Source organism: Bacteroides sp. M10, assembly GCF_014334015.1.
GTDB lineage: Bacteria > Bacteroidota > Bacteroidia > Bacteroidales > Bacteroidaceae > Bacteroides > Bacteroides intestinigallinarum.
Genome location: NZ_CP060488.1, coordinates 5493607 through 5518545, shown reverse-complemented (window position 1 = coordinate 5518545; position 24939 = coordinate 5493607). Strand labels below are relative to the sequence as shown.

Sequence of the window (24939 nt, the reverse complement as noted above, 5' to 3'; positions counted from 1 at the left end):
GGAGTTTTTTTATATATTCATTCATCAAGATTGCGGAGAATCAGACCTGTTCATGTTTTGCGTGTATAAGCTATCTATAATACCGTCGGACAGTCCGATGGTAGGTACAATAATTCCGGTAGCTTTTACATGAGTAGCTATCTCGAGAAATATTTCTGCAGCAGGAACAATAACATCGGCCCGGTCCGGTTTCAACTTATATTGCTTAATACGTTGTTCGGTAGAGAGGGCTTTCAATGTTTCATATATATCTTGCAGTGATTCGATGGGTAGGAGAGACGCTTTTTTATCTTTCTTGTCCGCTAAACGAAATAACTTATTAATATTTCCTCCCGAACCGATGATACTGATAGGGGCATACTCTGTGGCAAGCCCTATCAGATCAGTGCGCAAAGCTTCCTTTTCTTCTTCCTTTACCATGCCGCTAAGCATACGTACCGTACCTATATTATATGAACGGGAATTTTTCAGTTCACCGTTGCTGATAAGATTGATTTCCGTACTACCACCTCCCACATCTGCATACAGGTAATTTTGCCCTGAAGCAAATAACTGTTCGATATGATTGTCGTAAACAATATACGCTTCTTCCTGCCCGTCGATGATTTCTACACGGATACCCGTCTTTTTGACGATCTGCTGAACGATATCCTTACCATTACGTGCATCACGCATGGCAGAGGTGGCACACGCACGATAGTCTACCACATCATATATCTTCATTAATTGTTTGTAGGCTTTCATCAGCCGAATCAGTTTCTTCTCTTTTTCTGCAGAGATAACCCCCACAGTAAAGGCGTCTTCTCCCAACCGTAACGGAATACGGATGAGCTGCACCTTACTCATTAATTCGGGCGCATTCTCCTCGTTTACACATTTTATCAGCAGTCGTACCGCATTAGAGCCTATATCTATTGCTGCATAATTAACTTTTTTCATACTTATCATAATGTATTCTTGTATTCGTTATATAATTCTTCTTGTGAGCGGAATGGGACACTGTTTTCTTCCCGTTCTTTTTCCCGGTTCTCACCTGTACCATCTACAATTCTTCCTTTTGCCGTATCCCGGAATCCGTAGCAGACAATTCGTTTTAAATCTGCCTGAATTTCTTTATCATAGACCGGTGCCGCCACCTCAATACGATTATCCAGGTTGCGAGGCATCCAGTCGGCAGAACCAATGTAGTATTTTTCTTCTCCACCATTGGCGAAGATGAAAATGCGCGAATGTTCGAGATAACGGTCGATAATACCATTGATGTGTATATTCTCGCTGATACCCGGAACGCCTGTCACTAAAGAACAGTTACCGCGTACTACCAGTTCCACTTGAACACCCGCTGTTGAGGCTTCGTATAGCTTTTCAACAAGTGCACGGTCAGTAATATGATTTACTTTAGCAAGGATATAAGCCTCTTTTCCCTGTTCCTTATTTTTTATCTCTTTGTTGATAAGCGCAATGAATCGTTTACGCATATCATTGGGAGAAACGAGCAATTCTTTGAAATCAACAGGAGTATAAGGCTTTTCGATAAAATCGAATACGGCATTGACTTCCCGGACAATGGGACGGTGAGCAGTCATAATGGTATAGTCAGTATACATGCGTGCATTTCCTTCATGGAAATTTCCTGTACTGATGCAGGCGATATCTCCGTGCCGAGTACCGATATACAGCAATTTAGAATGGATTTTCAAACCCTCTACTCCGAAAATAACATGAATCCCCGCATCCTGCATTTTCTTGCTCCAGTTGATATTAGACGCTTCATCAAAACGTGCCAACAGTTCGATTACTACTGTGACTTTTTTCCCGTTTCTGGCTGCACAGATTAAAGCTTTTATCACTTTGGACTCTTTAGCCAAGCGATAAAGCGTCATCTTGATACTTTTTACTTCTTTACTGATAGCGGCTTCTCGCAACACACGGATGAAAGTATCGAAACTATGATAAGGATAATGTAAGGAACGATCTTTCCGACGAATCAAAGTGAGCAGACTTTCCATGCCATTCAGTTCAGGCTTGAAGATAGGTTCCCAAACAGGATATTTCAGTTCATGATGACCGCAAACCGGAAATTTCATCAAATCCTTGAAATTGTGATAGCGTCCTCCGGCTACACGCGTGTCATTCTTATCCACGTTCAGGCGGCCGGTCAACTTTTTCAGCAAGTCTTTAGGAATTTGTTCGTCATAGACGAAACGGATCGGTTCCCCTTTCTTCCGGCTTTTCACACCTTTGGAAATCTTCTGAAGTACCCCTGTCCGCAGATCACTGTCAATTTCCATTTCGGCGTCTTTAGTGAATTTGAAAGTGTACGCCTCATAATCTGTGTACTTCATGCCAACAAAAATCATCGGCAAACAATAGCGGATCACGTCATCAAGAAACATGAGATATGTTTTTCCATCCGAATCAGGTAATTGAATAAAACGGCCGAAGTCTCCGGTCGGCAGTTCAATCACTGCATAGTCTTTCTCCTTTATCTTTCCCGTTTCATCTTTGCGCAGCAGACGGATGGCAAGGTAAATATCCTCATCTGTCTGATCGTCCAGCGAGCGGGTTCCATTGAGGAAAAGCGGATTGGTAGAACCATTCAGTTTGTTGCGATAGAAAGAAGTGACGAATGCTTTCTGTTCGTCCGTCATTTCCGCATCTTTGATGACGTAGATATTCTCTTTCTTCAATTCCTCCATAATGGAAGCGAATATCTCCTCAAACTGCTTGTAGTAACGATTGTGCAGCTTTCCTATTTGTTTCAGAGTGCAGGCGGCGGTTTCTTGTTCTGCTTGTATGTTTTTATCGGCATATTCTACGATCCGGTTCAGAGTCGCTACACGGACACGGAAGAATTCATCCAGGTTATTTGAATAGATGCCAAGAAAAGTGAGTCGTTCCAGCAGTGGCACTTCTGGACGGGCGGCTTCTAGCAGAATACGTTGGTTGAAGTACATCCAACTGATGTCACGCTCTACATAAGGGTATTTCTTTTTTATTTCGCTTTGTTTCATTGTGAAAAAGGAACTGTTTAAAATTTCTGCAAAAATATCAATGTGAGATGTAATCGTCATAACGATATTATTACGAACTTATTACAATGTTTATTTGTTATTTTTATATATCAGTAGAAACACTTATATTCGCAAAAGTATTGGAACAGACTCGGTTAAAAAATATAGAATTTATGAAAACAATGAATTATTCCCTTATTCGCATTCTCTTCGCACTTGTGATTGGATTGGTACTCGTGATTTGGCCCAATGCGGCTGCCAGTTATATTGTCATTACGGTAGGTGTTGCCTTCTTGATTCCCGGTGTTATCAGCCTTTTTGGCTATTTCGGCCGGAAAAGACCGGAAGGTGAAGCAGCTCCCCGTTTTCCGATAGAAGGAATCGGTAGCTTATTATTCGGACTTTGGCTGATTGTGATGCCTGAATTCTTTGCAGACGTCCTGATGTTTTTATTGGGATTTATCCTGATTATGGGAGGAGTGCAACAGATTGCTTCTTTGTCGATGGCTCGTCGGTGGATGCCCGTTCCGGGAGCTTTTTATCTGATTCCTTCGCTGATTCTTATTGCGGGTATTATCGCTTTGTTCAATCCGACAGGAGCGCGTAATACTGCATTTATAATTATTGGTATCAGCAGTTTGGTTTATTCTCTTTCCGAATTGATAAACTGGTTCAAGTTTGCCCGTCGCCGCCCGAAGGCTCCGGTTATGCATGACGATGATGATATTGAAGACGCAAAGATTATCGAATAAAAAAAAGAAGAGGACTGCTTCACAGCACCCCTCCCCGCAAACTTAAAACAACCAACAAAAGAAATAGATAATTTTTTTTCTATCTCACAAATAACAGTTCCCTGTATTTTGGAAGCGTCCACATCTGATTGTCAACAATCAGTTCCAACTTGTCGATGTGATAACGGATTTCTTCCAGTGCCGGGACAATCGTGTCGTGGTAGGCAATGGCTTTTTCCCGTTCGCTTTCTATCTTGTTTGCAACCTTACGAGCCTCAATCATTGCATCTACATGCTCCTTGATGAAAGCTGTACGGTCGGCAATCTCTTCAATAAGCTCCAGGTTCTTAGCAGACAATTTCGCAGCCTTTTCTGCCGGGAAAAGAGATTGCATCTTATAGACATTATTAATTAAGTCCGTCTGGTATTGAGTGGCAACCGGAATGATATGATTCATTGCCAAGTCACCCAATACACGTGCCTCAATCTGAATCTTCTTCGTATAAGTTTCCCATTTCACCTCGTTACGGGCTTCCAGTTCTTTCTTGGTCATTACACCGGTAGCTTCGAACATGGCAATTGTTTCCGGTTTCAGGTAATTGTCGAAGATAACAGGAACACTGGTTTCGCAATCCAGTCCACGACGGGCAGCTTCTTTCTTCCATTCGTCACTGTAACCGTTACCGTCGAAATGAATGGCTTTACATTCTTTGATATATCCGCGGATGATTTCAAGAATGGCGGAAACTTTGGGTTCTCCCTTTTCAATCAACGCATCCACGTCCTTCTTAAACTTCACCAATTGATTTGCTACGGCCGAGTTCAATGCAATCATGGCAGAAGCACAGTTTGCTTCGGAACCTACGGCACGGAACTCAAAGCGGTTGCCTGTGAAAGCAAATGGAGAAGTACGGTTACGGTCTGTATTATCGATCAGTAATTCAGGAATCTGCGGAATATCCAACTTCATTCCCTGTTTACCGCTAAGGCTGATTAAATCATCTTTCGTACTGTTTTCGATATGATCCAATACCTGCGACAACTGTTTTCCAAGGAAAGAGGAGATAATTGCAGGAGGTGCCTCATTCGCTCCCAGACGGTGGGCGTTGGTAGCACTGGAGATAGAAGCTTTCAGCAATCCGTTATGATGATAAACTGCCATCAACGTATTGACAACGAATGTAACAAAACGTAGATTGTCTTCCGGAGTCTTACCCGGTCCCATCAATAAGATACCTGTATCAGTGCCCAAAGACCAGTTGTTGTGTTTACCCGAACCATTGACACCTTTGAACGGCTTTTCATGAAGCAGTACACGGAAACCATGACGGCGGCTTACCTTACGCATTAATGACATAATCAGTAAGTTATGGTCATTAGCAAGGTTACACTCTTCAAAGATAGGAGCCAACTCGAACTGGTTCGGGGCAACCTCGTTGTGACGAGTCTTAACAGGAATACCTAATTTTAACGCTTCAATTTCAAGGTCCTTCATGAAAGCGGCTACGCGGGTGGGGATAGCACCGAAGTAGTGATCCTCCAACTGTTGGTTTTTGGCACTGTCATGTCCCATCAAAGTACGACCGGTCATTAGTAAGTCCGGACGTGCGGCATACAATCCTTCGTCTACCAGGAAGTATTCCTGTTCCCATCCTAAGTAAGCAACTACTTTTTTCACTTCCGGATTAAAATACTGACATACGGCTACGGCTGCTTTATCTACAGCACGCAATGCCTTCAGTAAGGGAGCTTTATAGTCAAGAGCTTCACCGGTATATGCGATAAATACAGTCGGGATGCAAAGTGTATCATCCACGATGAAAGCAGGTGACGAGGGGTCCCATGCGCTGTATCCGCGAGCTTCGAATGTATTACGGATACCGCCATTCGGGAAAGAAGAAGCATCCGGCTCCTGCTGTACGAGCAGTTTACCTGTAAATTCTTCCATCATACCACCTTTGCCGTCATGTTCAACGAAGGCATCGTGCTTTTCTGCCGTACCCTCGGTCAGCGGTGCAAACCAGTGCGTGTAATGAGTGACACCCATTTCGATAGCCCATTTTTTCATGCCGGCAGCTACCTCGTCGGCAATGCTGCGATCTAGCGGAGCACCATTGTCAATTGCATCAATCAGTGCATTGTATACCTTACTGGGAAGGTATTTGAACATCTTTTCCTTGTTGAATACATACTTGCCGAAGTATTCCGAAGGACGTTCGGCAGGGGTTGCTACCTCAACAGCTTTCTTTTTGAAAGCTGTCTCTACTACTCTGAATCTAAGTTTTGACATAATACCTGATTTGATTTGTTGTTAAATATGTTAGAGTTTCTCTGTTTTAACTGTTGTATGCGGATTCTCCATGTTCATAGATGTCAAGTCCCTCTTCTTCCACCCGTCTGTCGACGCGGATACCGATGAGTGAATCCACAATTTTGTAAAGAACAAAAGTGATGACTGCACTGAATAAGATAGAGACTACTGTTGCGACAATCTGCACCCACAACTGATGCCAGTCACCATAAAGAGCTCCTTCTACGCCGCCTTCACCAGTGATATATTGAGTGGCAAAGACTCCGGTAAGGATAGAACCTACGATACCACCGATTCCGTGTACCCCGAACGCGTCGAGTGCGTCGTCGTATTTGAATTTGGGCTTCACTACCGCTACCATGAAAAAGCAGATAACCGGAGTAATCAGACCGATAAAGAAAGCACCCAATAAATCTACCGTGCCCGCTGCCGGGGTAATGGCAACCAATCCGGCCACTGCGCCTGTACATGCACCTACCGTTGTCGGTTTTTTATTGCAGAACCAGTCAATAAGCATCCAAGTGACTGCTGCAACAGCTGTGGCAATATGCGTTACCATGAAAGCGTTGGCTGCAAGTCCGTCGGCGGCCAAGCCACTTCCTGCATTGAATCCAAACCATCCCAGCCACAGGAAAGACGTTCCCATGAATACGAAGGTGATGTTATGCGGAGTAATCGGGTGACCGATCCGGTAATCCTCTCTTTTCCCCAGCATGATCGCCATAACAAGGGCTGAAATTCCGGCATTGATATGCACTACCGTACCACCGGCAAAATCGATGGCTCCCATTTGCTGAAGGAATCCGCCTCCCCATACCCAATGTGCCATCGGGAAGTAAGCCAATATTACCCAGAGGATAATAAATACCATGTATCCGGAGAATTTGATTCTTTCGGCAAATGCTCCCAGGATAAGTGCAGGCGTGATGATGGCGAACATACATTGGAACATGACGAATGTCAGTTCGGGAATATCCCCGGTTGTTAACGTATTGATGGTGATTCCGTGGAGGAATGCTTTGTCGAATCCTCCTATAATGGCTCCCAACGGATTGCCTGATTCCATAAAACTGGTACCGAATGCCCAACTATAGCCGAAAGCGACCCATAATATACTGACTACACCGACAATGAGTAATGTCTGCATGATGATACTCAATATATTTTTCTGGCGTACCAATCCGCCATAGAACAATGCGATACCGGGAATACTCATTAATAAAACGAGAATGGTGGCTACGATAAGCCAAGCTGTGTTGCCGCTGTTGAGAACAGGAGTTTCTTCTACAATTGTTATCTCTTCTGATAACTTTACAGTGTCTTGTGCATAAGCACTGGGAGCAAATAAACAGGCCATAATGATGGCTGCCATGATTCCAATTTTGGAAATGGCATATATAATATGTCTACTCATGATGATTTTACATTATTAGTTATACGGATAGCTGTTGGGGAGAAAGAGTTATCTTTCTTGTTCTGCGTTGTAGAGTGCGATATCTCCTCTCTCGCCGGTACGGATGCGGATGGCGTCTTCAATAGGAATAACGAAAATACGTCCGTCTCCGATTTCTCCCGTGTGTGCGGATTTTAGAATAGCTTGTACGGTCTTTTCTGCATTCTTGTCGCGTACTATAATAGAGATCAGGATACGTTCGATAGAACTTGTGTCGTACATAACACCGCGATAGATACGGGCTTCCCGGGCTTTTCCGATGCCTCTTACATCGTAGTAAGAGAACCATTCGATGTCCGCTTCGAGGAGAGCTGTTTTCACGTCCTCGAATTTGGTTTTACGGATAATAGCTTCAATCTTTTTCATATACCTTAAATATTAGTGTTGACCTGTAAAAGAAAGAGGTATAGGGTGTGGCAGCCATAGTAGGTTACCATACAACAAACCGATAAAATCTAAACTCTAACTACCCGATCCCTATACGCTCTTTGATATTCTAAATTCTCTCTCTTAAAAACTTAATCCGAATGCGAAGTAGGCTCCTTCTGTCCGTGGATTGACAGATACCTTGGCAAATGCCGGAACGGAGAAGGAATCTGTGATTTTGATATCCTTGGAAGCTCCGAGACTTACATCTGATATGCAGAAACCACTTGTATAGCCATTGTAGAAAGTTGTCTCCCAAGGAACCATACCTAAATCTACTGCCCAGTCGAGACCTCCCAATTTGAATGGTGCGCTAAGTGCGAGGTAAGAAGAATAAGCTCTTTTGCCATTTTCTTTCACGCCGTCGGCACCTGCAAAATTTGTATACCAGTTGACTGCCAGTGGTCCGAAGTCATATCCGACTTGTGCTTCAAATACATGAGCTGTTGAATGAGCTCCGTATTTAAAATACTTGTTAGTTGCTACTTGGGTATTAAACCAATAATCCGTCACTGAAACGCTAAAACCACCCGTCGAATAACCGAGAGTTAAATCGAACTCTTTCGTATCTGTCGATTCGAACCCTACCGATCCCCATGCTCCGAGTGAGAAACCTTTGTAAGCGATTCCCAATGAAGGCTGAATACTAACTCCGCCTAAATCCTGGCCACGCCAGATGTAACCACTCACCAGATCGGCTCCAACGGAAGCTTCCACTTTATCTTGCGCCAACATTGCGGATGGAGCAAACCCTGTCAGTAATAATGCTACTATTATTACTCCCCATTTTTTGTTAATCGTCGTTTTCATCGTCTTTTTACCTTTAAGTTAGAAAAATGTGGATGTACGGTCCATGTATATAGTAGCGCGCGAAATACTATCTTATAGCCAGTTTTTTATTCTTCTCATTGCTTCGATACAGTCGTTACGTTCGCCAAAGGCAGTCAGGCGGATATATCCTTCACCGCTTGGTCCGAAGCCTACACCGGGGGTACCGACTACATTGGCTTCATATAACATCTGTTCGAAGAATCGCCATGACGAAAGCCCGTTCGGAGTTTTCACCCACAAGTAGGGAGCGTTGACTCCTCCATACACTTTCAGTCCTGTGGCTTCCAATCCCTCTTTCATAATTTTGGCGTTGGTCATATAATAGCCGATTGTTTCTTTAATCTGTGCTTTGCCTTCTGCACTGTAAACGGCTTCTGCTGCCCGTTGAGTAATGTAAGAAGTACCGTTGAACTTGGTGCACTGGCGGCGGTTCCACAATCTGTTGAGTGGGATGCGGTCTCCTTCCAATGTGGCGGCAGTAAGCTCTTTCGGAACTACGGTATATCCGCAGCGTACTCCGGTAAATCCTGCCGTTTTTGAAAAACTACGGAATTCGATCGCACACTTTTTAGCTCCCTTAATCTCATAGATAGAGTGGGGGACATTCTCGTCCTGGATATATGCTTCATAAGCGGCATCGAACAGAATCAATGTATCGTTTGCCAATGCATAGTCCACCCATTTCTTCAGTTCCGGTTTGGTCAAGGTCGTTCCTGTCGGGTTGTTCGGATAGCAGAGATAAACAATGTCTATCCGTTTGTCCGGAATTTCCGGAATAAAGTTGTTCTCACTTGTGCAAGGCATATAAGTAACATTACTCCATTTGCCCGTCTCTTCTTCCAACACTCCGGCGCGTCCGCACATGACATTGCTGTCTATATAAACCGGATAGATGGGATCTGTAACACCTACGCTATTGTCATGGCGAAGAATATCGCCTATATTTCCGGTATCGCTTTTGGCACCGTCACTGACAAATATCTCGGATGCCGAGAAGTGAATTCCACGTGGAATAAAGTCATTTTTTATAATTGCTTCAATCAGAAAATCATATCCCTGTTCAGGACCATATCCGCGGAATGTATCTTTGCTGGACAGCTCTTCTACCGCTTTGTGCATGGCTTCGATACATGCTTTCGGAAGCGCTTGGGTGACATCACCGATACCCAACCGGATAATATCCTGTTTAGGATGTGTTATCTTGAAGGTATTTACCTTTTTCGCTATGTCCGAGAATAAATAGCTTCCCGGTAACTTCAAAAAATGTTCGTTTACTAATGCCATCTTGTTATTGTTTTAAGTTCTGCAAAATCTAATACTCAATACCTGATACTTAATACTTTTTTAATACTTATCCTCAATCTCCCCATCGAAAACTTTGGTTGCCGGTCCGGTCATTAATATATGCCCGGAGATTTCATCCCATTCAATGGTGACTGTCCCTCCATCCATGATTATATCGCTTTTTCTTCCTGTAAGTCCGTTGATGAAGGCGGCTACTGCTGTGGCACAAGCACCTGTTCCACAAGCTTGAGTGATTCCCGATCCTCTTTCCCACACTCTCATCCGTATTGTGTCTTTGCTGACAATCTGTGCAAACTCCACATTAGTTCTATCGGGAAAAAGAGGATGATTCTCCAGTTCAGGACCGATTTCCGGTAAATTAATCCGGGTGATATCCTCAACAAATGTGACGAGATGCGGATTACCCATTGATACTTTGGTTGACCGGAAAAGATACTCTCCTCCCCACTGAATCTCTTCTGTTTCCAATGGGCTACCCATATCTACGGTGACTGCACTGACTGTTTTTCCCTCTACATGCAGTTTCAGAATTTTTATTCCTGATCGTGTATCCAGCGTAATTTCTGTTTTGTCAGTCAGGCCGTATTCATATACATATTTGCCTACACAACGGCTTCCGTTGCCACACATCATAGCTTCCGAACCGTCCGCATTGAAAATACGCATGCTGAAATCCGCTTTATCAGAGACACCAATCAATATAAGTCCATCACTTCCGATTCCTGTATGAAACTTGCTCCATTCGATTGCCTTCTTTGCAGGGTCGGCTATCGGATATTGGGTTGTGTCTACATATATGTAGTCATTTCCCGCTCCATGCATTTTTGTGAACTTAATCTTTGTTGTCATTTTGACTGATATTTATTGGTTGTTGTAACCTTTTGTTTTATTACAATGCAAAGGTATGACTTTTTGCTTTATATTTTGCTAAAAAGTATATCTAATATCTATTTATTTTCTCCAAACTTATAATCGCTTTATATACGGCTGTATTTAGTTATAATTTGAAATTATACCTATTTATATATTAATAAACTGTTATTTGGGTGAATTGTTTTGCATATTCTTCCATAATATATGAAGAATATTTAGCCTTGATAATCGGTGAAATCAGCAATAAAAACAAGAAATATATCCTTTTCCTTTTGACGATATGAAAGTGAAAATCCCTATTTATCTATCATATTGCTCGCCGGATATTCTGAAGAACCTTTTTCTGTATTCATTGTTTTAGCACTATCATTAATATAAAAACGTAGAGACATGAATATAGAGAAACAATTAGAAACAGCAGTTAAGACCAACCATTTGGTGTTGGTAGTATTTTATGCCGACTGGTCACCTCATTATGAGTGGATAGGTCCTGTGCTTCGGACTTACGAAAAGAGAACTGTAGAATTGATAAGAGTGAATGCTGAAGAAAATAGAACAATAGCCGATGCGCATAATGTAGAAACAGTGCCCGCCTTTCTTTTATTGCATAAGGGACATGAATTATGGAGACAGGTAGGAGAGCTTACGGTAGGAGAGTTGAAAGAGGTATTAGATGATTTCCAGTAAATCGTTTGTAATCTTTTATTGGCATATATGGAAATGACCTTTTCCTTTTCAAATGAAAAAAATGAGTGCTCTTAATATGTTGGTATTTAGTTTGTTATGAAAGCTCATTTTTCCTTTTAAAGAAACAGCTCGTTGTACTAAATCCCGCATACGTAATAGCTAAAGTTTGCTATCTGTATGCGGGATTTAGTACAACCACCCGTTTCTTTAAAGACGGATGTTAAATAGTTTACTTTGTAATGATTTTGTCTTATTGATGTTTTTTCAGTTCTTCTTGTAAGATGACTGGTTCGTTGGTGGTAATGAAATCTACTTTCTGTTCAATCAGCGATTTCATATCTTCCACTTCGTCCACAGTCCACACATTTACTTTCAAGCCGAGTTCATGAGCTTCTTTGATCCATTCGGGGTGTTTCTTAATCACTCCCATGTGATAATCAAGACCGGCAGCACCGAGTTCCTTTAATTCTTTGGGAGACAGTTCTCCGTTAAGGTAAAATACCGGAGTACCGGCAGGAGCCAGGCGGATAAACTCTTTCATGGCATGCAGGGAGAACGTGATATATTCCATGCGGTTTTTCAGTCCCATTTTCTTCACCATGGCAAGGATGCCTTGTACGGCTTTGGTTTCGCGTTTCTTATTGCTATGTGCTTTTAGTTCAAGAATCAGCCGGGTATTACAGTTTTTTCCAGCTTCCAGATACTGTTCCAGGCTGGGCAAGTTTTCTCCGTTGGATAATTTAAGTCCGGTCAGTGCGTCACCTTTGGAATACTCCATCGGTCTCATCTTGTATACAGGATCATGGTTGACCACCAACTTGTTATCCTTAGCGATCCATACGTCAAATTCTGAACCGTAACAACCGATGGAATCTGCTTTTAGAAGTGATGAAATACTGTTTTGTGATGATCCCGGAGTTTTCCAGAATCCACGGTGGGCTATCACTTTTGTCTGTGCCTGCATACAGCAAGCAACCATTAGAAGGGCAGATGCCATCATCATTTTTTTTAAATTCATTTGTTTGGTCTTTTAAAAGTTTGATAGATTTAATTGGGTTTGGCCTCAAAATTATAAAAAAGAAAACGCAAATCAGATAATAATATGCTAATCTGCGTTAATCCTTGGGATTTTAAAATAGAAATGCTACAAAAGAATAACAGAATCTGCTCTTTCCGTTATTTTTATCAGTTAAGTATAGGCCTCTTCGTGTATTCCTCTCACCGCACGTCCGCTAGGCTCATTCAGATTCCTGAAAGCAATATCCCACGCCAGCGCTTCTGCTGTGGAACAGGCCACACTGGGAACACTCGGTACGGTGCGTGCTGCACTTTCACTGGGGAAATGCTCTTCAAAGATACTACGATAATAGTATTCTTCCTTGTTTTGCGGAGTATGGATGGGGAAGCGTTCGGCAGCATGTTCCATTTGCTCATCGCTTACGGCAGCTGCTGTGATTTCTCTCAAAGTATCGATCCATGAATATCCCACACCGTCACTGAACTGTTCTTTTTGTCTCCACGCCACACTTTCCGGTAACATATCGGCAAAGGCTTCGCGAACAATCCGTTTCTCAATTTCCTTTCCGGGGCACATTTTAGCTTTCGGATTCAGGTTCATGGCTACGTCGAGGAATTCTTTATCAAGGAAAGGAACACGTCCCTCTACGCCCCATGCTGATAGACTTTTGTTGGCACGAAGACAATCGTACATGTGTAACTTTGAAAGTTTACGTACCGTTTCTTCGTGGAATGCCTGTGGAGTGGGAGCTTTGTGGAAGTATAGATACCCTCCGAAAACTTCATCAGCACCTTCACCGCTCAACACCATTTTAATCCCCATTGATTTGATGACACGTGCCAGTAGGTACATGGGAGTAGAAGCGCGTACCGTGGTTACATCGTATGTCTCGATGAAATAAATGACATCACGCAGGGCATCCAGACCTTCCTGAACAGTATAGTTTATTTCGTGATGGACAGTACCGATATATTCAGCCACTTCACGTGCTTTAATTAAATCGGGAGCACCTTTTAATCCGATAGCGAAGGAGTGGAGTTGAGGCCACCACGCATCACTCGCTCCATCTGTTTCTATACGCTTTGCCGCATATTTTTTGGCAATAGCGGAGATAACAGAACTGTCCAGTCCACCCGAAAGAAGCACTCCATAAGGTACGTCACTCATTAACTGACGATGTACGGCATCTTCTAATGCTGTTTTTACATCACTGGTTTGTGCGTCATTGTCTTTGACGGCTTCATAAGCTGTCCAGTCGCGTGAATACCAACGTTTCATTTTTCCCTCTTTGCTATGGAAATAATGTCCGGGAAGGAATACTTCATATTCGTCGCAAAATCCTTCAAGTGCTTTCAGTTCGCTGCCGAAGTAGATTCTTCCTTCTTTATCTTTCCCTATATATAAAGGAATAACCCCTATCGGATCACGGGCAATCAGAAATTCATCCTTTTCTTCATCATAAAGAACAAAAGCAAAGATACCGCTAATATCTTCCAGAAAGTGGATGCCTTTCTCTTTGTAAAGAGCAAGAATGACCTCACAGTCACTTCCTGTCTGAAAGTTATATTTTCCGGCGTATTGAGCACGAATGTCCCGATGGTTGTAGATCTCACCGTTTACAGCAAGCACCTGTTTACGATCAGGAGAGTATAACGGTTGTCCACCGCTCTGTGGGTCGACGATTGACAGGCGTTCGTGTGCCAGGATGGCACTTCCACCTACATAGATTCCACTCCAGTCCGGTCCGCGATGACGGATTTTCTGGGCCATCTTCAGTGCTTTATCTCTTACTTCTTTCGTTTGAACCTTTATGTTGAGTATACCTGCTATTCCACACATAACTTTAAGTTTTTTGGGGTGATGTAATATGTTGATTGTTTATTCGTTGTTTCTAAGAGGCTGATTCGCTATTCTTAATTCGTTCCACAGTTGTTATCGTTTCGTTCCACAACTGTTTCCCTTTAGTTCTACATCTGTTATCCTTTAGTTCCACAGATATGGAACGAACCGATAATAGCAGTCAGACCTTTTAGTATTCCTTATTTCGGAGATTATTTCGTCAAGTAAGTGTCTATTTCTGCAGCCGCTTTTCGTCCTCCTGCCATGGCACGTACGACGAGGCTGGCTCCTGTATCCGCATCCCCGGCAAGGAATACATTTTCGGCAAACTTTGGCTGTTCCGGTTTCAGGAATCCCATCGCCAGCAATACCATGTCCGCTTCGATGACTTCCTTTTTTCCTGTCGGTTTCATCGTGGAACGTCCGCCATCTGTTGCCGGAATCCATTCCACTTCTTCCACTTCTACGCCTGTCACTTTTCCATTCTTTCCGAGAAACTGATTGGAAGCCAGACACCAACGGCGTGTACAACCTTCTTCATGACTGGAAGTCGTTTTGAAGACTACCGGCCATTGAGGCCATGGGGTAGCCGGATTGTATCCGACAGGAGGTTTCGGCATGATCTCTATTTGAGTGATACTGACGGCTCCTTGTCGCACGCTGGTTCCGATACAGTCGGAACCGGTATCACCGCCACCTATCACAAGAACCTTCTTGCCTTTGGCATTTACCAACTTGTCTTTCGGGAAAGTCTGTCCTGCCAGAATCCTGTTCTGTTGTGCCAGCATTTCGAGTGCGAAATGAATCCCTTTCAGTTCACGTCCCGGAATACTCAAGTCACGTGCTGCCGGTGTTCCGGTACAGATGCAGTAAGCATCGAATCCTTCCGGTAAATGATTGACATCTATTTCTACTCCCATCTCAAACCGGATTCCTTCTGCGGCCAATATCTTCATCCGCCGGTCGATTACATTCTTGTCCAGTTTGAAATTAGGGATACCAAATCGCAGTAATCCTCCGGGAGCTTCATCCTTATCGAATAGAGTAACGCTATATCCTTTTAGATTTAACTGATTGGCAACTACCAGTCCGGCAGGACCTGCACCAATCACCGCTACTTTCTTTCCGTTTCTTTCCGGAGTTTTTACCTGTATATATCCTTCACGAAAAGCCGCTTCCACGATTGCCGCCTCATTTTCACGAATAGTTACCGGCTGATCGCACGAAAGTTTCAACACGCATGATTTCTCGCAAAGGGCAGGACAGATACGCCCTGTAAATTCCGGAAAATCGCAAGTAGACGACAACACCTCGTAAGCCTCTTTCCATTTCCCCCTGTACAATGCATCCTGCCATTCCGGTTGTTTATTCCCTATCGGACATGCCCAATGACAGAAAGGTACCCCGCAATCCATGCAGCGTGATGCCTGCAACTTACGGCTATTTGTATTCAATGTCTGTTCCACCTGACTGTAGTCAGTGATTCGCTCGCTCACAGGGCGATATCCCGCCTCCTGACGAGCTATATTTAAAAATGCTCTAGGATCTCCCATATAAATTAAAAATTGAGAATTAAAAATTGAAAAATAGTTGGTGATCGAGAAGTTGTTAAATTGAAAATTGAGAATTAAAAGTTGAAAAATAATAGAATTGGAAACCACTATTCACTACATTTATTTCTCAATTTTTAATTTTCAATTCTCAATTTATCTAATAGTCTCTTTGCATATCTGCAATTTTTTGTTGTAACTTTCTCATTTGTTCTTCCTGTAGTACTTTTTTGTATTCGATGGGCACTACTTGGATGAATTGATCTACGTAATGATTCCAGTTGTCGAGCATAGTGCGTGCCAGTTTCGAGCCTGTGTAGAGGTAATGCTGGCGGATTAGTTCGTGCAACTCTTTCCGGTAGCTGGCTTCTTCGATGAGTGATAGTTCTACCATTTCCATGTTGCAGAAATAATCGAAGTTGCCGTCCTTGTTCCATACGTATGCCACACCGCCACTCATACCGGCTGCAAAGTTACGTCCGGTTTGTCCGAGGACTACCACACGACCTCCGGTCATGTATTCGCAACAATGGTCACCCACGCCTTCTACGACGGCAACTGCGCCGGAGTTACGAACAGCGAAACGTTCTCCTACACGGCCGTTGATATATACTTCACCGCTTGTTGCGCCATAAAGCAAGGTATTACCGGCGATTGTATTTTTTTCGGCTTCGAAATTGCTGCGGATAGGAGGCAATACGGAGATACGCCCGCCACTCAATCCTTTACCCAGGTAATCATTCGCTTCACCTTCCAGTTTAAAATTAACTCCCGGTACGAGAAAAGCTCCGAAAGATTGACCTGCCGAACCTTTGAATTTTACATTCAGCGTATGTTCCGGCAATCCTTTGGCACCGTATTTCTTGGCGATTACTCCGGAAAGCATAGCACCTATTGCACGGTCTGTATTGGCAATCGTATATTCTAAAGAAATCTCTTTCTCATGTTCGATAGCTTCCTGTGCGGCATCGATGATGGTTACATCCTTTACAGCAGAAATTCCATGATCCTGATCGATGACATGACGGATAGCCGCACTGTTGTCAACACGTGCCAGCAATTTGGTGAAGTCGATTAAAGCATGTTTCGGATTCGGGTCATTGACATCGGACTTGCGTTCGATTAAGTCTGTACGTCCGATGATGTCATCCATCCGGGTGAATCCCATTTCAGCCAAATGCTCACGGACTTCCTGTGCCAGGAATGTGAAAAAGTTTACTAAATATTCACTGCGTCCATGAAAGCGTTTACGTAACTCTTCATTCTGCGTGGCAACTCCTACCGGACAAGTGTTCTGATGACATTTACGCATCATTACACAACCCAATACGATTAATGCGGAGGTGGCGAAACCATATTCTTCGGCACCCATCAATGCCATTAAGATGATATCCCGTCCGGTTTTCAGCTGTCCGTCGGCTTGCAGAACTACTTGGCCACGAAGTCCGTTCAGAACCAGTGTTTGCTGTGTTTCGCTCAATCCTAATTCCGGCGAGATACCCGCATAGCGGATAGAAGAAGCAGGAGAAGCACCCGTCCCCCCTTCGGCGCCAGAGATGACAATCAAATCCGCCTTTGCTTTTGCCACACCGGCGGCAATTGTACCGACACCACTTTCAGCTACCAGTTTTACACTGATTTTGGCCTGTGGATTTACATTTTTCAAATCGAAGATCAGTTGAGCCAAATCCTCAATCGAATAAATATCATGATGGGGCGGGGGAGAAATCAGCGAAATCCCCGGAATGGAATGACGTGTTTTCGCAATCACATCATTTACCTTAAATCCCGGAAGTTGTCCCCCTTCACCCGGTTTGGCTCCCTGTGCTATCTTAATTTGAATTTCGTCCGCATTCACCAGATACTCTGCCGTTACACCGAAACGACCGGAAGCTACCTGCTTGATCGCACTTCGTAAAGAACTGCCATCCGGCAACGGTTGGAAACGCGCGGCATCTTCACCACCTTCACCGGTATTACTGCGTCCGTGGATTTTATTCATGGCAATAGCCATTGCCTCGTGGGCTTCTTTGCTGATGGAACCAAAAGACATAGCTCCTGTGACGAAACGATGCAGAATATTTTCCACCGGTTCCACCTGATCGATAGAAATAGGATTACGACGGAATCCCAGGAAGTCACGAAGGAAAATAGGCTTCTCTTTTTCGTCTACCAGATGGGTGTACTCTTTAAATTTCTTATAACTCCCCAGTCGTGTAGCCAATTGCAGAGTGCTGATTGTTTCCGGATTCCATGCGTGCTTTTCTCCATCTTTACGGAAAGCATACAAACCGTTATTCTTGAGAAGTTGAGAGTTGAAAGTTGAGAGTTGAGAGTTCCCATGCGGAGCCTCACTTTCAACTTTCAACTTTCCACTTTCAACTTCTTGCCCTTCTTTATGGAAAGCAATGGCATCTCTGGCTATTTCTTCCAGACGGATACCTCCGATCGGTGAACCGAGTCCTCCAAAATAAGCCTTGCTCAATTCTTCACTCAAACCGACAGCTTCGAAAATCTTAGCACCACGATAGGAGCGGATCGTAGAGATACCCATCTTACTCATGATTTTAAACAAGCCTTTACAGATGGATTTGATATAGTTCTTTTCAGCAGTGGTATAATCCAACTGAATATCCTTGTCTTTTACCAGTCGGTCGAGGACAGCGAATGCCATGTAAGGATTCAGGGCACTTGCTCCGAAACCCAATAATAACGCGGCGTGCATCACTTCACGTATTTCACCACTTTCTACGATCAATGCCGTTTGCACCCGTTTACCAACTGAAATCAGGTGATGATGAACAGCACTTACCGCCAGCAATGATGGAATGGCAGCATGGGTAATATCCACCTCACGGTCGGTCAGGACAATGTAATTTACACCTTCCGTCACGGATTCTTCCGCCATTTTACAAAGATGGGTCAGTGCTTCCTGCAATCCGGCTTTCCCTTTTGCAACCTCAAACAACATGGGTAGTTTGACTGTTTTGAAGCCTTTATACCGGATATTACAAAGAATATCCAGTTGGGTATTGCTTAAAATCGGATGATTCAGGCGTACCATTTTGCAATGACTTTCACTGGGCGTCAGAATATTCATACCGACTGCTCCAATGTATTCCGTCAATGACATCACCAGTTCTTCACGAAGTGGATCGATGGGCGGATTGGTTACCTGTGCAAATTGCTGACGGAAATAGTTGTAAAGCAACTGTGGCTTATCTGAAAGTACGGCGAGTGGCGTATCGTTACCCATTGAATGGATCGGTTCTGCTCCGGTGCTTGCCATTGGCATAATCAGCTTCTCAATGTCCTCTTTGGAGTAGCCGAAAGTACGAAGCATCCGGTCGTAGTTTTCTACGTGATGAGGAACTTTGCGTCCGCTTTTCAGTTCATCCAGCTCGATCCGGTTGGTAGATAGCCAGGTGCGGTAAGGCTTGGCTTCAGCCAACTGTTTTTTTAGTTCGCCGTCATAGTAGATCTCGCCTTTTTCCGTATCCACCAGCAAGATTTTGCCGGGCTGTAAGCGACCTTTTTCTTTGATGTCTCCCGGTTCAAAATCCATAACACCGACTTCCGAAGCCACTACCATCATATCGTTTTTAGTAATCAGATAACGGGCAGGGCGCAGGCCATTGCGGTCGAGCATACCTCCGGCAAATCGTCCGTCGCTGAATAGTAGTGCGGCCGGTCCGTCCCACGGTTCCATCAGGATGGAGTGGTATTCGTAGAATGATTTCAGATCCTCACTGATCGGGTTCTTCTCGTTGAAAGATTCCGGCACGAGCATAGCCATGGCATGTGGCAGGCTCAATCCTGACATCACTAGGAACTCCAGTACATTGTCCAAAGAAGCACTGTCGCTCATGCCCGGTTGTATAATCGGGCGGATTTCTTTTATATCGCCTAAAGTGGGAGTGGAGAGTACACTTTCACGGGCTTCCATCCATCCTCGGTTACCACGGATAGTATTGATTTCACCGTTGTGTGCCAGCAGGCGGAACGGCTGTGCCAATCCCCATGTGGGGAATGTATTGGTACTGAAACGAGAGTGCACCAATGCCAGTCCGCTGGTAAAATAGCTATTTGTCAGGTCTGGGTAGTAGTTGCGCAGCTGTAATGATGAAAGCATACCTTTATATATAATGCTTTTGGTAGAGAGTGACACGACATAAAAATCGTCTTTTGCCGGAATAGATGACAATCTGACTTTATTTTCGATTCTTTTCCGGATCAGGTATAACTTCCGGTCGGCAGTTTCCGTTTCCGTAAATCCGGTAATGAATACTTGTTTGATGTCCGGTTCGTTTGCCAGAGCCGATTCTCCCAGGATTTCGGGGCAGGTGGGCACATTGCGCAAATGCATCAATGTGAGTCCTTCTTTTTCAATTTCTTCAATAATAATACTTAGAATAGCTGCCTGGTCTTTTTCGTTTTTCGGTAAAAACAATAATCCTGTGCCGTACCGTCCTTTTTCGGGGACAGGAATACCTTGTAATAAAATAAACTCATGCGGAATTTGAAGCATGATACCTGCACCGTCACCGGTCTTGTTATCCGCACCCTCGGCACCGCGATGGCGCATGTTCTCTAATACCTTTAAAGCCGACTCAACAATGTCGTGTGACTTTTCTCCATGAATGTTAACCAGCATACCGACACCGCAGGCATCGTGCTCGTATGCCGCATCGTACAAGCCCATCTGCTGGGGCTGTCGTTGGTAAAGGAATCCTTCTGTTACGTTGTTAAAAAGTTCTTGTTTCTTCATTCTTACTAGCTTTATTGTATGATAATACCTATTTGATGTATCAAATTGTTTGGCAAAGTTAATGTTTTAATTTCAAAATGATAGTAAAATTTAGCTTTTGTGTAACGCGAAATAAGAATAGGAATCTTTATTCTTTTAATTTGTTATTAAAAACAGGAAATTTACTTTTAATTTGTTAGCTTATTTATCCTTATTTGAAGCTGATTGTAATTTGTTTCTTTTTGAGCTAAAAATAATATATTATTTAACTTTTTGATGTGTTTGCAACTTTTTTATGCGTTTCTGTCAAATAAATATGCTTTTTGTTGTCTTTATGTTATTTGTAATGTGTATATTTGCAGGCGAAATAAAAATATCATAATATGTGTGGAATAGTAGGCTATATTGGTAAACGAAAAGCCTACCCTATCCTTATCAAAGGGCTGAAGCGACTGGAGTATCGTGGATATGACAGCGCGGGGGTAGCAATCATTAGTGATGACCAACAGTTAAATGTGTATAAGACGAAAGGAAAAGTCTCTGATCTTGAAAATTTCGTCACACAGAAAGATATTTCCGGTACAATCGGAATTGCCCATACCCGTTGGGCTACTCACGGGGAACCTTGTTCCGCTAATGCCCACCCTCATTACTCTTCTTCCGAAAAGCTCGCTCTCATTCATAACGGTATTATTGAAAACTACGCCGTTCTCAAAGAAAAACTTCAAGCCAAAGGCTATATATTTAAAAGTAGTACAGATACCGAAGTCCTCGTTCAATTAATAGAATACATGAAAGTCACTAATCAGGTCAGTCTGTTGACGGCTGTTCAGTTGGCGTTAGGGGAGGTGATTGGTGCTTATGCGATTGCGATTCTTGATAAGGAGCATCCTGATGAGATTATTGCTGCCCGTAAGAGCAGTCCGTTGGTAGTGGGAATTGGAGAGAATGAGTTCTTTCTTGCTTCGGATGCTACTCCGATTGTAGAATATACCGACAAGGTGGTCTATCTGGAAGACGGGGAAATTGCTGTCTTGAATCTGGGGAAGGAGTTGAAGGTGGTCAACTTGAGCAATGTCGAAATGATACCTGAAATAAAGAAGGTGGAACTCAACCTCGGTCAGTTGGAAAAAGGGGGATATCCGCACTTTATGTTGAAAGAGATTTTCGAACAGCCCGATTGTATTCATGATTGTATGCGCGGACGTATTAATATGGAAGCTGATAATGTGGTACTTTCTGCTGTGATAGATCATCGGGAAAAGCTGCTGAATGCCAAACGGTTTATTATTGTTGCTTGCGGAACTTCCTGGCATGCCGGACTGATCGGTAAGCATCTGATTGAGAGTTTCTGCCGCATACCGGTGGAAGTGGAGTATGCTTCCGAATTCCGCTACCGTGATCCGGTGATTGACGGGCAGGATGTGGTGATAGCAATTTCCCAGAGTGGTGAGACGGCAGATACATTGGCTGCTGTGGAATTGGCGAAAAGCCGCGGAGCATTTATATATGGTATTTGCAATGCGATCGGCTCTTCTATTCCCCGTGCTACTCATACCGGTTCATATATTCATGTGGGTCCGGAGATCGGAGTGGCTTCTACCAAAGCATTTACCGGACAGGTCACTGTATTGGCGATGTTGGCATTGACACTTGCCAAAGCGAAAGGAACCATTGATGAACAGCATTATCTTTCAATCGTACAGGAGTTAAATCATATTCCGGAAAAGATGAAAGAGGTGTTGGAATTGAATGATACTTTGGCGGAGTTATCGAAAACTTTCACTTATGCGCATAATTTTATTTACCTGGGACGCGGATATAGTTATCCCGTTGCTCTGGAAGGTGCATTGAAATTGAAAGAAATATCGTATATTCACGCCGAAGGTTATCCGGCTGCGGAGATGAAACACGGACCGATTGCTCTGATTGATGCGGAAATGCCGGTAGTGGTGATTGCTACGCAGAATGGATTGTATGAGAAAGTATTAAGTAATATTCAGGAGATCAAGGCACGGAAAGGAAAAGTGATTGCGTTTGTGACGAAAGGGGATACCGTTATCAGCAAGATTGCTGACTGTTGTATCGAACTTCCTGAAACAATCGAATGTCTTGATCCGTTAATAACTACGGTACCTCTCCAACTTCTTGCTTACCACATTGCGGTATGCAAAGGGATGGATGTGGATCAGCCGAGAAATCTGGCGAAGTCGGTAACAGTAGAGTAACTTTAAATAGTAACTAGTATATAGAGAGATGGAACAATTGAAACATGAATGTGGCGTTGCCATGATACGCTTGCTCAAACCGTTAGAGTATTACGAGAAAAAGTACGGGACATGGATGTACGGTCTTAATAAACTCTACCTGTTGATGGAGAAGCAGCATAATCGTGGACAGGAAGGTGCGGGACTGGCGTGTGTGAAACTGGAAGCAAATCCGGGCGAAGAATATATGTTTCGTGAACGTGCTTTAGGTTCCGGAGCCATTACGGAAATCTTTGAAAACGTTCAAAACAATTTTAAGGATCTCACTCCCGAACAGTTGCACGATGCAGCGTATGCCAAACGAACTTTGCCTTTTGCCGGTGAAGTATATATGGGACATCTTCGTTATTCCACGACGGGAAAATCCGGAATCTCTTATGTGCATCCATTTTTAAGAAGAAATAACTGGCGCGCCAAGAATCTGGCTCTCTGCGGAAATTTCAATATGACGAATGTAGATGAGATATTTGCCCGTATCACTGCCATCGGTCAGCATCCGCGTAAATATGCCGATACATATATCATGTTGGAGCAGGTGGGACACCGTCTTGACCGTGAAGTGGAGCGTGTATTCAATCTTGCCGAAGCCGAGGGGCTTACGGGCATGGGAATTACTCATTATATAGAAGAATATATTGATTTGGCAAACGTGTTGCGTACTTCCAGCCGCGAATGGGATGGGGGATACGTGATCTGCGGATTGACCGGAAGCGGCGAGTCCTTCGCCATCCGCGACCCATGGGGAATCCGGCCTGCATTCTGGTATCAGGATGATGAGATAGCTGTTCTTGCTTCCGAGCGTCCGGTGATCCAGACGGCTTTGAATGTTCCGTTTGAGGAAATCAAAGAATTGCAACCGGGGCAAGCATTGTTAATCAGCAAAGAAGGTAAAATCCGTACTTCGCAAATTAACAAGCCGCGCGAAAATCATGCCTGTTCTTTCGAACGTATCTATTTCTCCCGTGGGAGTGATGTCGATATTTATAAGGAAAGGAAACGGTTGGGTGAAAAGTTGGTTCCGAGAATATTGAAAGCTATCAATAATGACATCGATCATACGGTTTTCTCTTTTATTCCCAACACTGCGGAGGTGGCTTTCTACGGAATGTTGCAGGGACTGGACGACTACTTGAATGAGGAGAAAGTGCAGCAAATCGCCGCATTGGGGCATCATCCGGATATGGAGGAACTGGAAGTCATTCTTTCCCGTCGTATCCGTAGCGAAAAGGTGGCGATCAAGGATATCAAGCTCCGTACGTTTATTGCCGAAGGAAACAGTCGTAATGATCTGGCAGCCCATGTGTATGACATTACATACGGAAGTCTGGTGCCCGGTGTCGATAATCTGGTGATTATTGACGACAGCATTGTGCGTGGTACTACGCTGAAACAAAGTATTATCGGTATTCTCGACCGTCTCGGTCCGAAGAAGATTGTGATAGTATCTTCCTCTCCGCAAGTCCGTTATCCTGACTATTACGGTATCGATATGGCAAAGATGAGCGAGTTTATCGCTTTCAGGGCTGCTGTCGAACTTTTAAAGGAGCGGGATATGAAAGATGTGATTGCGGCTGCCTACCGTAAATCGAAAGATCAGGTGGGACTGCCGAAAGAGCAGATGGTAAACTATGTGAAGGATATCTATGCTCCGTTCACCGATGAGGAAATCTCTGCCAAGATGGTGGAACTGCTGACTCCCAAGGGAACAAAGGCGAAAGTGGAAATTGTCTATCAACCGTTGGAGGGATTGCACGAGGCTTGTCCGCATCATAAAGGCGACTGGTATTTTAGCGGTAACTACCCTACACCGGGAGGTGTGAAAATGGTGAACCGGGCATTCATCGACTATATAGAACAAATGTATCAATTCTAACAACCATACAACGA

16 protein-coding genes are annotated in these 24939 nt (G+C 43.7%); 4 read left to right on the top strand and 12 right to left on the bottom strand.

Annotated elements, in window-relative coordinates; genetic code table 11:
- Positions 1–24: 24 nt before the first annotated feature.
- Both H8796_RS20415 and H8796_RS20410 read right to left on the bottom strand, forming a co-directional pair.
- Positions 25–948: a Ppx/GppA family phosphatase gene (locus H8796_RS20415; protein WP_117935737.1), complete on the bottom strand. Its 924-nt coding sequence runs from the start codon at positions 946–948 to the stop codon at positions 25–27.
- Entirely contained in the window at positions 945–3014 is a 2070-nt protein-coding gene (locus tag H8796_RS20410) for an RNA degradosome polyphosphate kinase (RefSeq protein ID WP_117935851.1), read from the bottom strand. Before H8796_RS20410 ends, H8796_RS20415 begins: the two co-directional genes overlap by 4 nt.
- A 173-nt stretch (positions 3015–3187) precedes the next feature.
- On the opposite strand from H8796_RS20410, the gene H8796_RS20405 reads away from it, so the two are divergent.
- The gene (locus tag H8796_RS20405; RefSeq protein ID WP_004303713.1) at positions 3188–3766 is read left to right on the top strand and encodes an HdeD family acid-resistance protein; all 579 of its coding nucleotides are present in this window, start codon (positions 3188–3190) and stop codon (positions 3764–3766) included.
- Between the two features lie 79 nt (positions 3767–3845).
- Here H8796_RS20405 and H8796_RS20400 read toward each other — a convergent pair whose 3' ends face one another.
- The 6 genes from H8796_RS20400 to dapF all read right to left on the bottom strand — a co-directional run bounded on the left by H8796_RS20400 (position 3846) and on the right by dapF (position 10920).
- Positions 3846–6035 carry a glutamine synthetase III gene (locus H8796_RS20400; protein ID WP_004303703.1) on the bottom strand — a complete coding sequence of 730 codons (2190 nt, stop codon included), beginning with the start codon at positions 6033–6035 and terminating at the stop codon, positions 3846–3848.
- A gap of 46 nt (positions 6036–6081) precedes the next feature.
- Positions 6082–7470: an ammonium transporter gene (locus H8796_RS20395; protein WP_004300090.1), complete on the bottom strand. Its 1389-nt coding sequence runs from the start codon at positions 7468–7470 to the stop codon at positions 6082–6084.
- Between the two features lie 48 nt (positions 7471–7518).
- The gene (locus tag H8796_RS20390; RefSeq protein WP_004300089.1) at positions 7519–7875 is read right to left on the bottom strand and encodes a P-II family nitrogen regulator; all 357 of its coding nucleotides are present in this window, start codon (positions 7873–7875) and stop codon (positions 7519–7521) included.
- Positions 7876–8019: 144 nt separating this feature from the next.
- Entirely contained in the window at positions 8020–8745 is a 726-nt protein-coding gene (locus tag H8796_RS20385; RefSeq protein ID WP_008998601.1) for a hypothetical protein, read from the bottom strand.
- A gap of 72 nt (positions 8746–8817) precedes the next feature.
- A complete protein-coding gene (locus H8796_RS20380; RefSeq protein ID WP_117935735.1) occupies positions 8818–10050 on the bottom strand; it encodes an LL-diaminopimelate aminotransferase in 1233 nt (410 codons plus the stop codon).
- A 60-nt stretch (positions 10051–10110) separates the two neighbouring features.
- Positions 10111–10920 carry a diaminopimelate epimerase gene (gene dapF / locus H8796_RS20375; RefSeq protein ID WP_117935733.1) on the bottom strand — a complete coding sequence of 270 codons (810 nt, stop codon included), beginning with the start codon at positions 10918–10920 and terminating at the stop codon, positions 10111–10113.
- A gap of 414 nt (positions 10921–11334) precedes the next feature.
- Between dapF and H8796_RS20370 the strand changes: the two genes are divergently transcribed.
- Positions 11335–11631: a thioredoxin family protein gene (locus H8796_RS20370; protein ID WP_004300083.1), complete on the top strand. Its 297-nt coding sequence runs from the start codon at positions 11335–11337 to the stop codon at positions 11629–11631.
- Positions 11632–11881: 250 nt separating this feature from the next.
- On the opposite strand, the gene H8796_RS20365 is transcribed toward H8796_RS20370, so the two are convergent.
- The 4 genes from H8796_RS20365 to gltB all read right to left on the bottom strand — a co-directional run bounded on the left by H8796_RS20365 (position 11882) and on the right by gltB (position 20806).
- Complete coding sequence (locus tag H8796_RS20365) at positions 11882–12649, bottom strand: glycerophosphodiester phosphodiesterase family protein (RefSeq protein WP_187343867.1); 768 nt, start codon at positions 12647–12649, stop codon at positions 11882–11884.
- A gap of 171 nt (positions 12650–12820) precedes the next feature.
- Positions 12821–14488, bottom strand: a complete 1668-nt coding sequence (gene asnB, locus H8796_RS20360) for an asparagine synthase B (RefSeq protein ID WP_117935731.1) — start codon at positions 14486–14488, stop codon at positions 12821–12823.
- Positions 14489–14700: 212 nt separating this feature from the next.
- On the bottom strand, positions 14701–16041 hold the full coding sequence (locus tag H8796_RS20355) for a glutamate synthase subunit beta (RefSeq protein WP_117935847.1): 1341 nt from the start codon (positions 16039–16041) through the stop codon (positions 14701–14703).
- 157 nt (positions 16042–16198) lie between these two features.
- Positions 16199–20806, bottom strand: a complete 4608-nt coding sequence (gene gltB, locus H8796_RS20350) for a glutamate synthase large subunit (protein WP_117935729.1) — start codon at positions 20804–20806, stop codon at positions 16199–16201.
- A 362-nt stretch (positions 20807–21168) separates the two neighbouring features.
- On the opposite strand from gltB, the gene glmS reads away from it, so the two are divergent.
- The gene (gene glmS / locus H8796_RS20345; protein WP_117935727.1) at positions 21169–23013 is read left to right on the top strand and encodes a glutamine--fructose-6-phosphate transaminase (isomerizing); all 1845 of its coding nucleotides are present in this window, start codon (positions 21169–21171) and stop codon (positions 23011–23013) included.
- Positions 23014–23041: 28 nt separating this feature from the next.
- Complete coding sequence (locus H8796_RS20340; protein ID WP_004300070.1) at positions 23042–24925, top strand: amidophosphoribosyltransferase; 1884 nt, start codon at positions 23042–23044, stop codon at positions 24923–24925.
- Positions 24926–24939 lie beyond the last annotated feature (14 nt).

Coding starts and splice junctions, on each gene's coding strand:
- H8796_RS20415 (WP_117935737.1), bottom strand. CDS start 948: ATGATAAGTATGAAAAAAGTTAATTATGCAGCAATAGATATAGGCTCT.
- H8796_RS20410 (WP_117935851.1), bottom strand. CDS start 3,014: ATGAAACAAAGCGAAATAAAAAAGAAATACCCTTATGTAGAGCGTGAC.
- H8796_RS20405 (WP_004303713.1), top strand. CDS start 3,188: ATGAAAACAATGAATTATTCCCTTATTCGCATTCTCTTCGCACTTGTG.
- H8796_RS20400 (WP_004303703.1), bottom strand. CDS start 6,035: ATGTCAAAACTTAGATTCAGAGTAGTAGAGACAGCTTTCAAAAAGAAA.
- H8796_RS20395 (WP_004300090.1), bottom strand. CDS start 7,470: ATGAGTAGACATATTATATATGCCATTTCCAAAATTGGAATCATGGCA.
- H8796_RS20390 (WP_004300089.1), bottom strand. CDS start 7,875: ATGAAAAAGATTGAAGCTATTATCCGTAAAACCAAATTCGAGGACGTG.
- H8796_RS20385 (WP_008998601.1), bottom strand. CDS start 8,745: ATGAAAACGACGATTAACAAAAAATGGGGAGTAATAATAGTAGCATTA.
- H8796_RS20380 (WP_117935735.1), bottom strand. CDS start 10,050: ATGGCATTAGTAAACGAACATTTTTTGAAGTTACCGGGAAGCTATTTA.
- dapF (WP_117935733.1), bottom strand. CDS start 10,920: ATGACAACAAAGATTAAGTTCACAAAAATGCATGGAGCGGGAAATGAC.
- H8796_RS20370 (WP_004300083.1), top strand. CDS start 11,335: ATGAATATAGAGAAACAATTAGAAACAGCAGTTAAGACCAACCATTTG.
- H8796_RS20365 (WP_187343867.1), bottom strand. CDS start 12,649: ATGAATTTAAAAAAAATGATGATGGCATCTGCCCTTCTAATGGTTGCT.
- asnB (WP_117935731.1), bottom strand. CDS start 14,488: ATGTGTGGAATAGCAGGTATACTCAACATAAAGGTTCAAACGAAAGAA.
- H8796_RS20355 (WP_117935847.1), bottom strand. CDS start 16,041: ATGGGAGATCCTAGAGCATTTTTAAATATAGCTCGTCAGGAGGCGGGA.
- gltB (WP_117935729.1), bottom strand. CDS start 20,806: ATGAAGAAACAAGAACTTTTTAACAACGTAACAGAAGGATTCCTTTAC.
- glmS (WP_117935727.1), top strand. CDS start 21,169: ATGTGTGGAATAGTAGGCTATATTGGTAAACGAAAAGCCTACCCTATC.
- H8796_RS20340 (WP_004300070.1), top strand. CDS start 23,042: ATGGAACAATTGAAACATGAATGTGGCGTTGCCATGATACGCTTGCTC.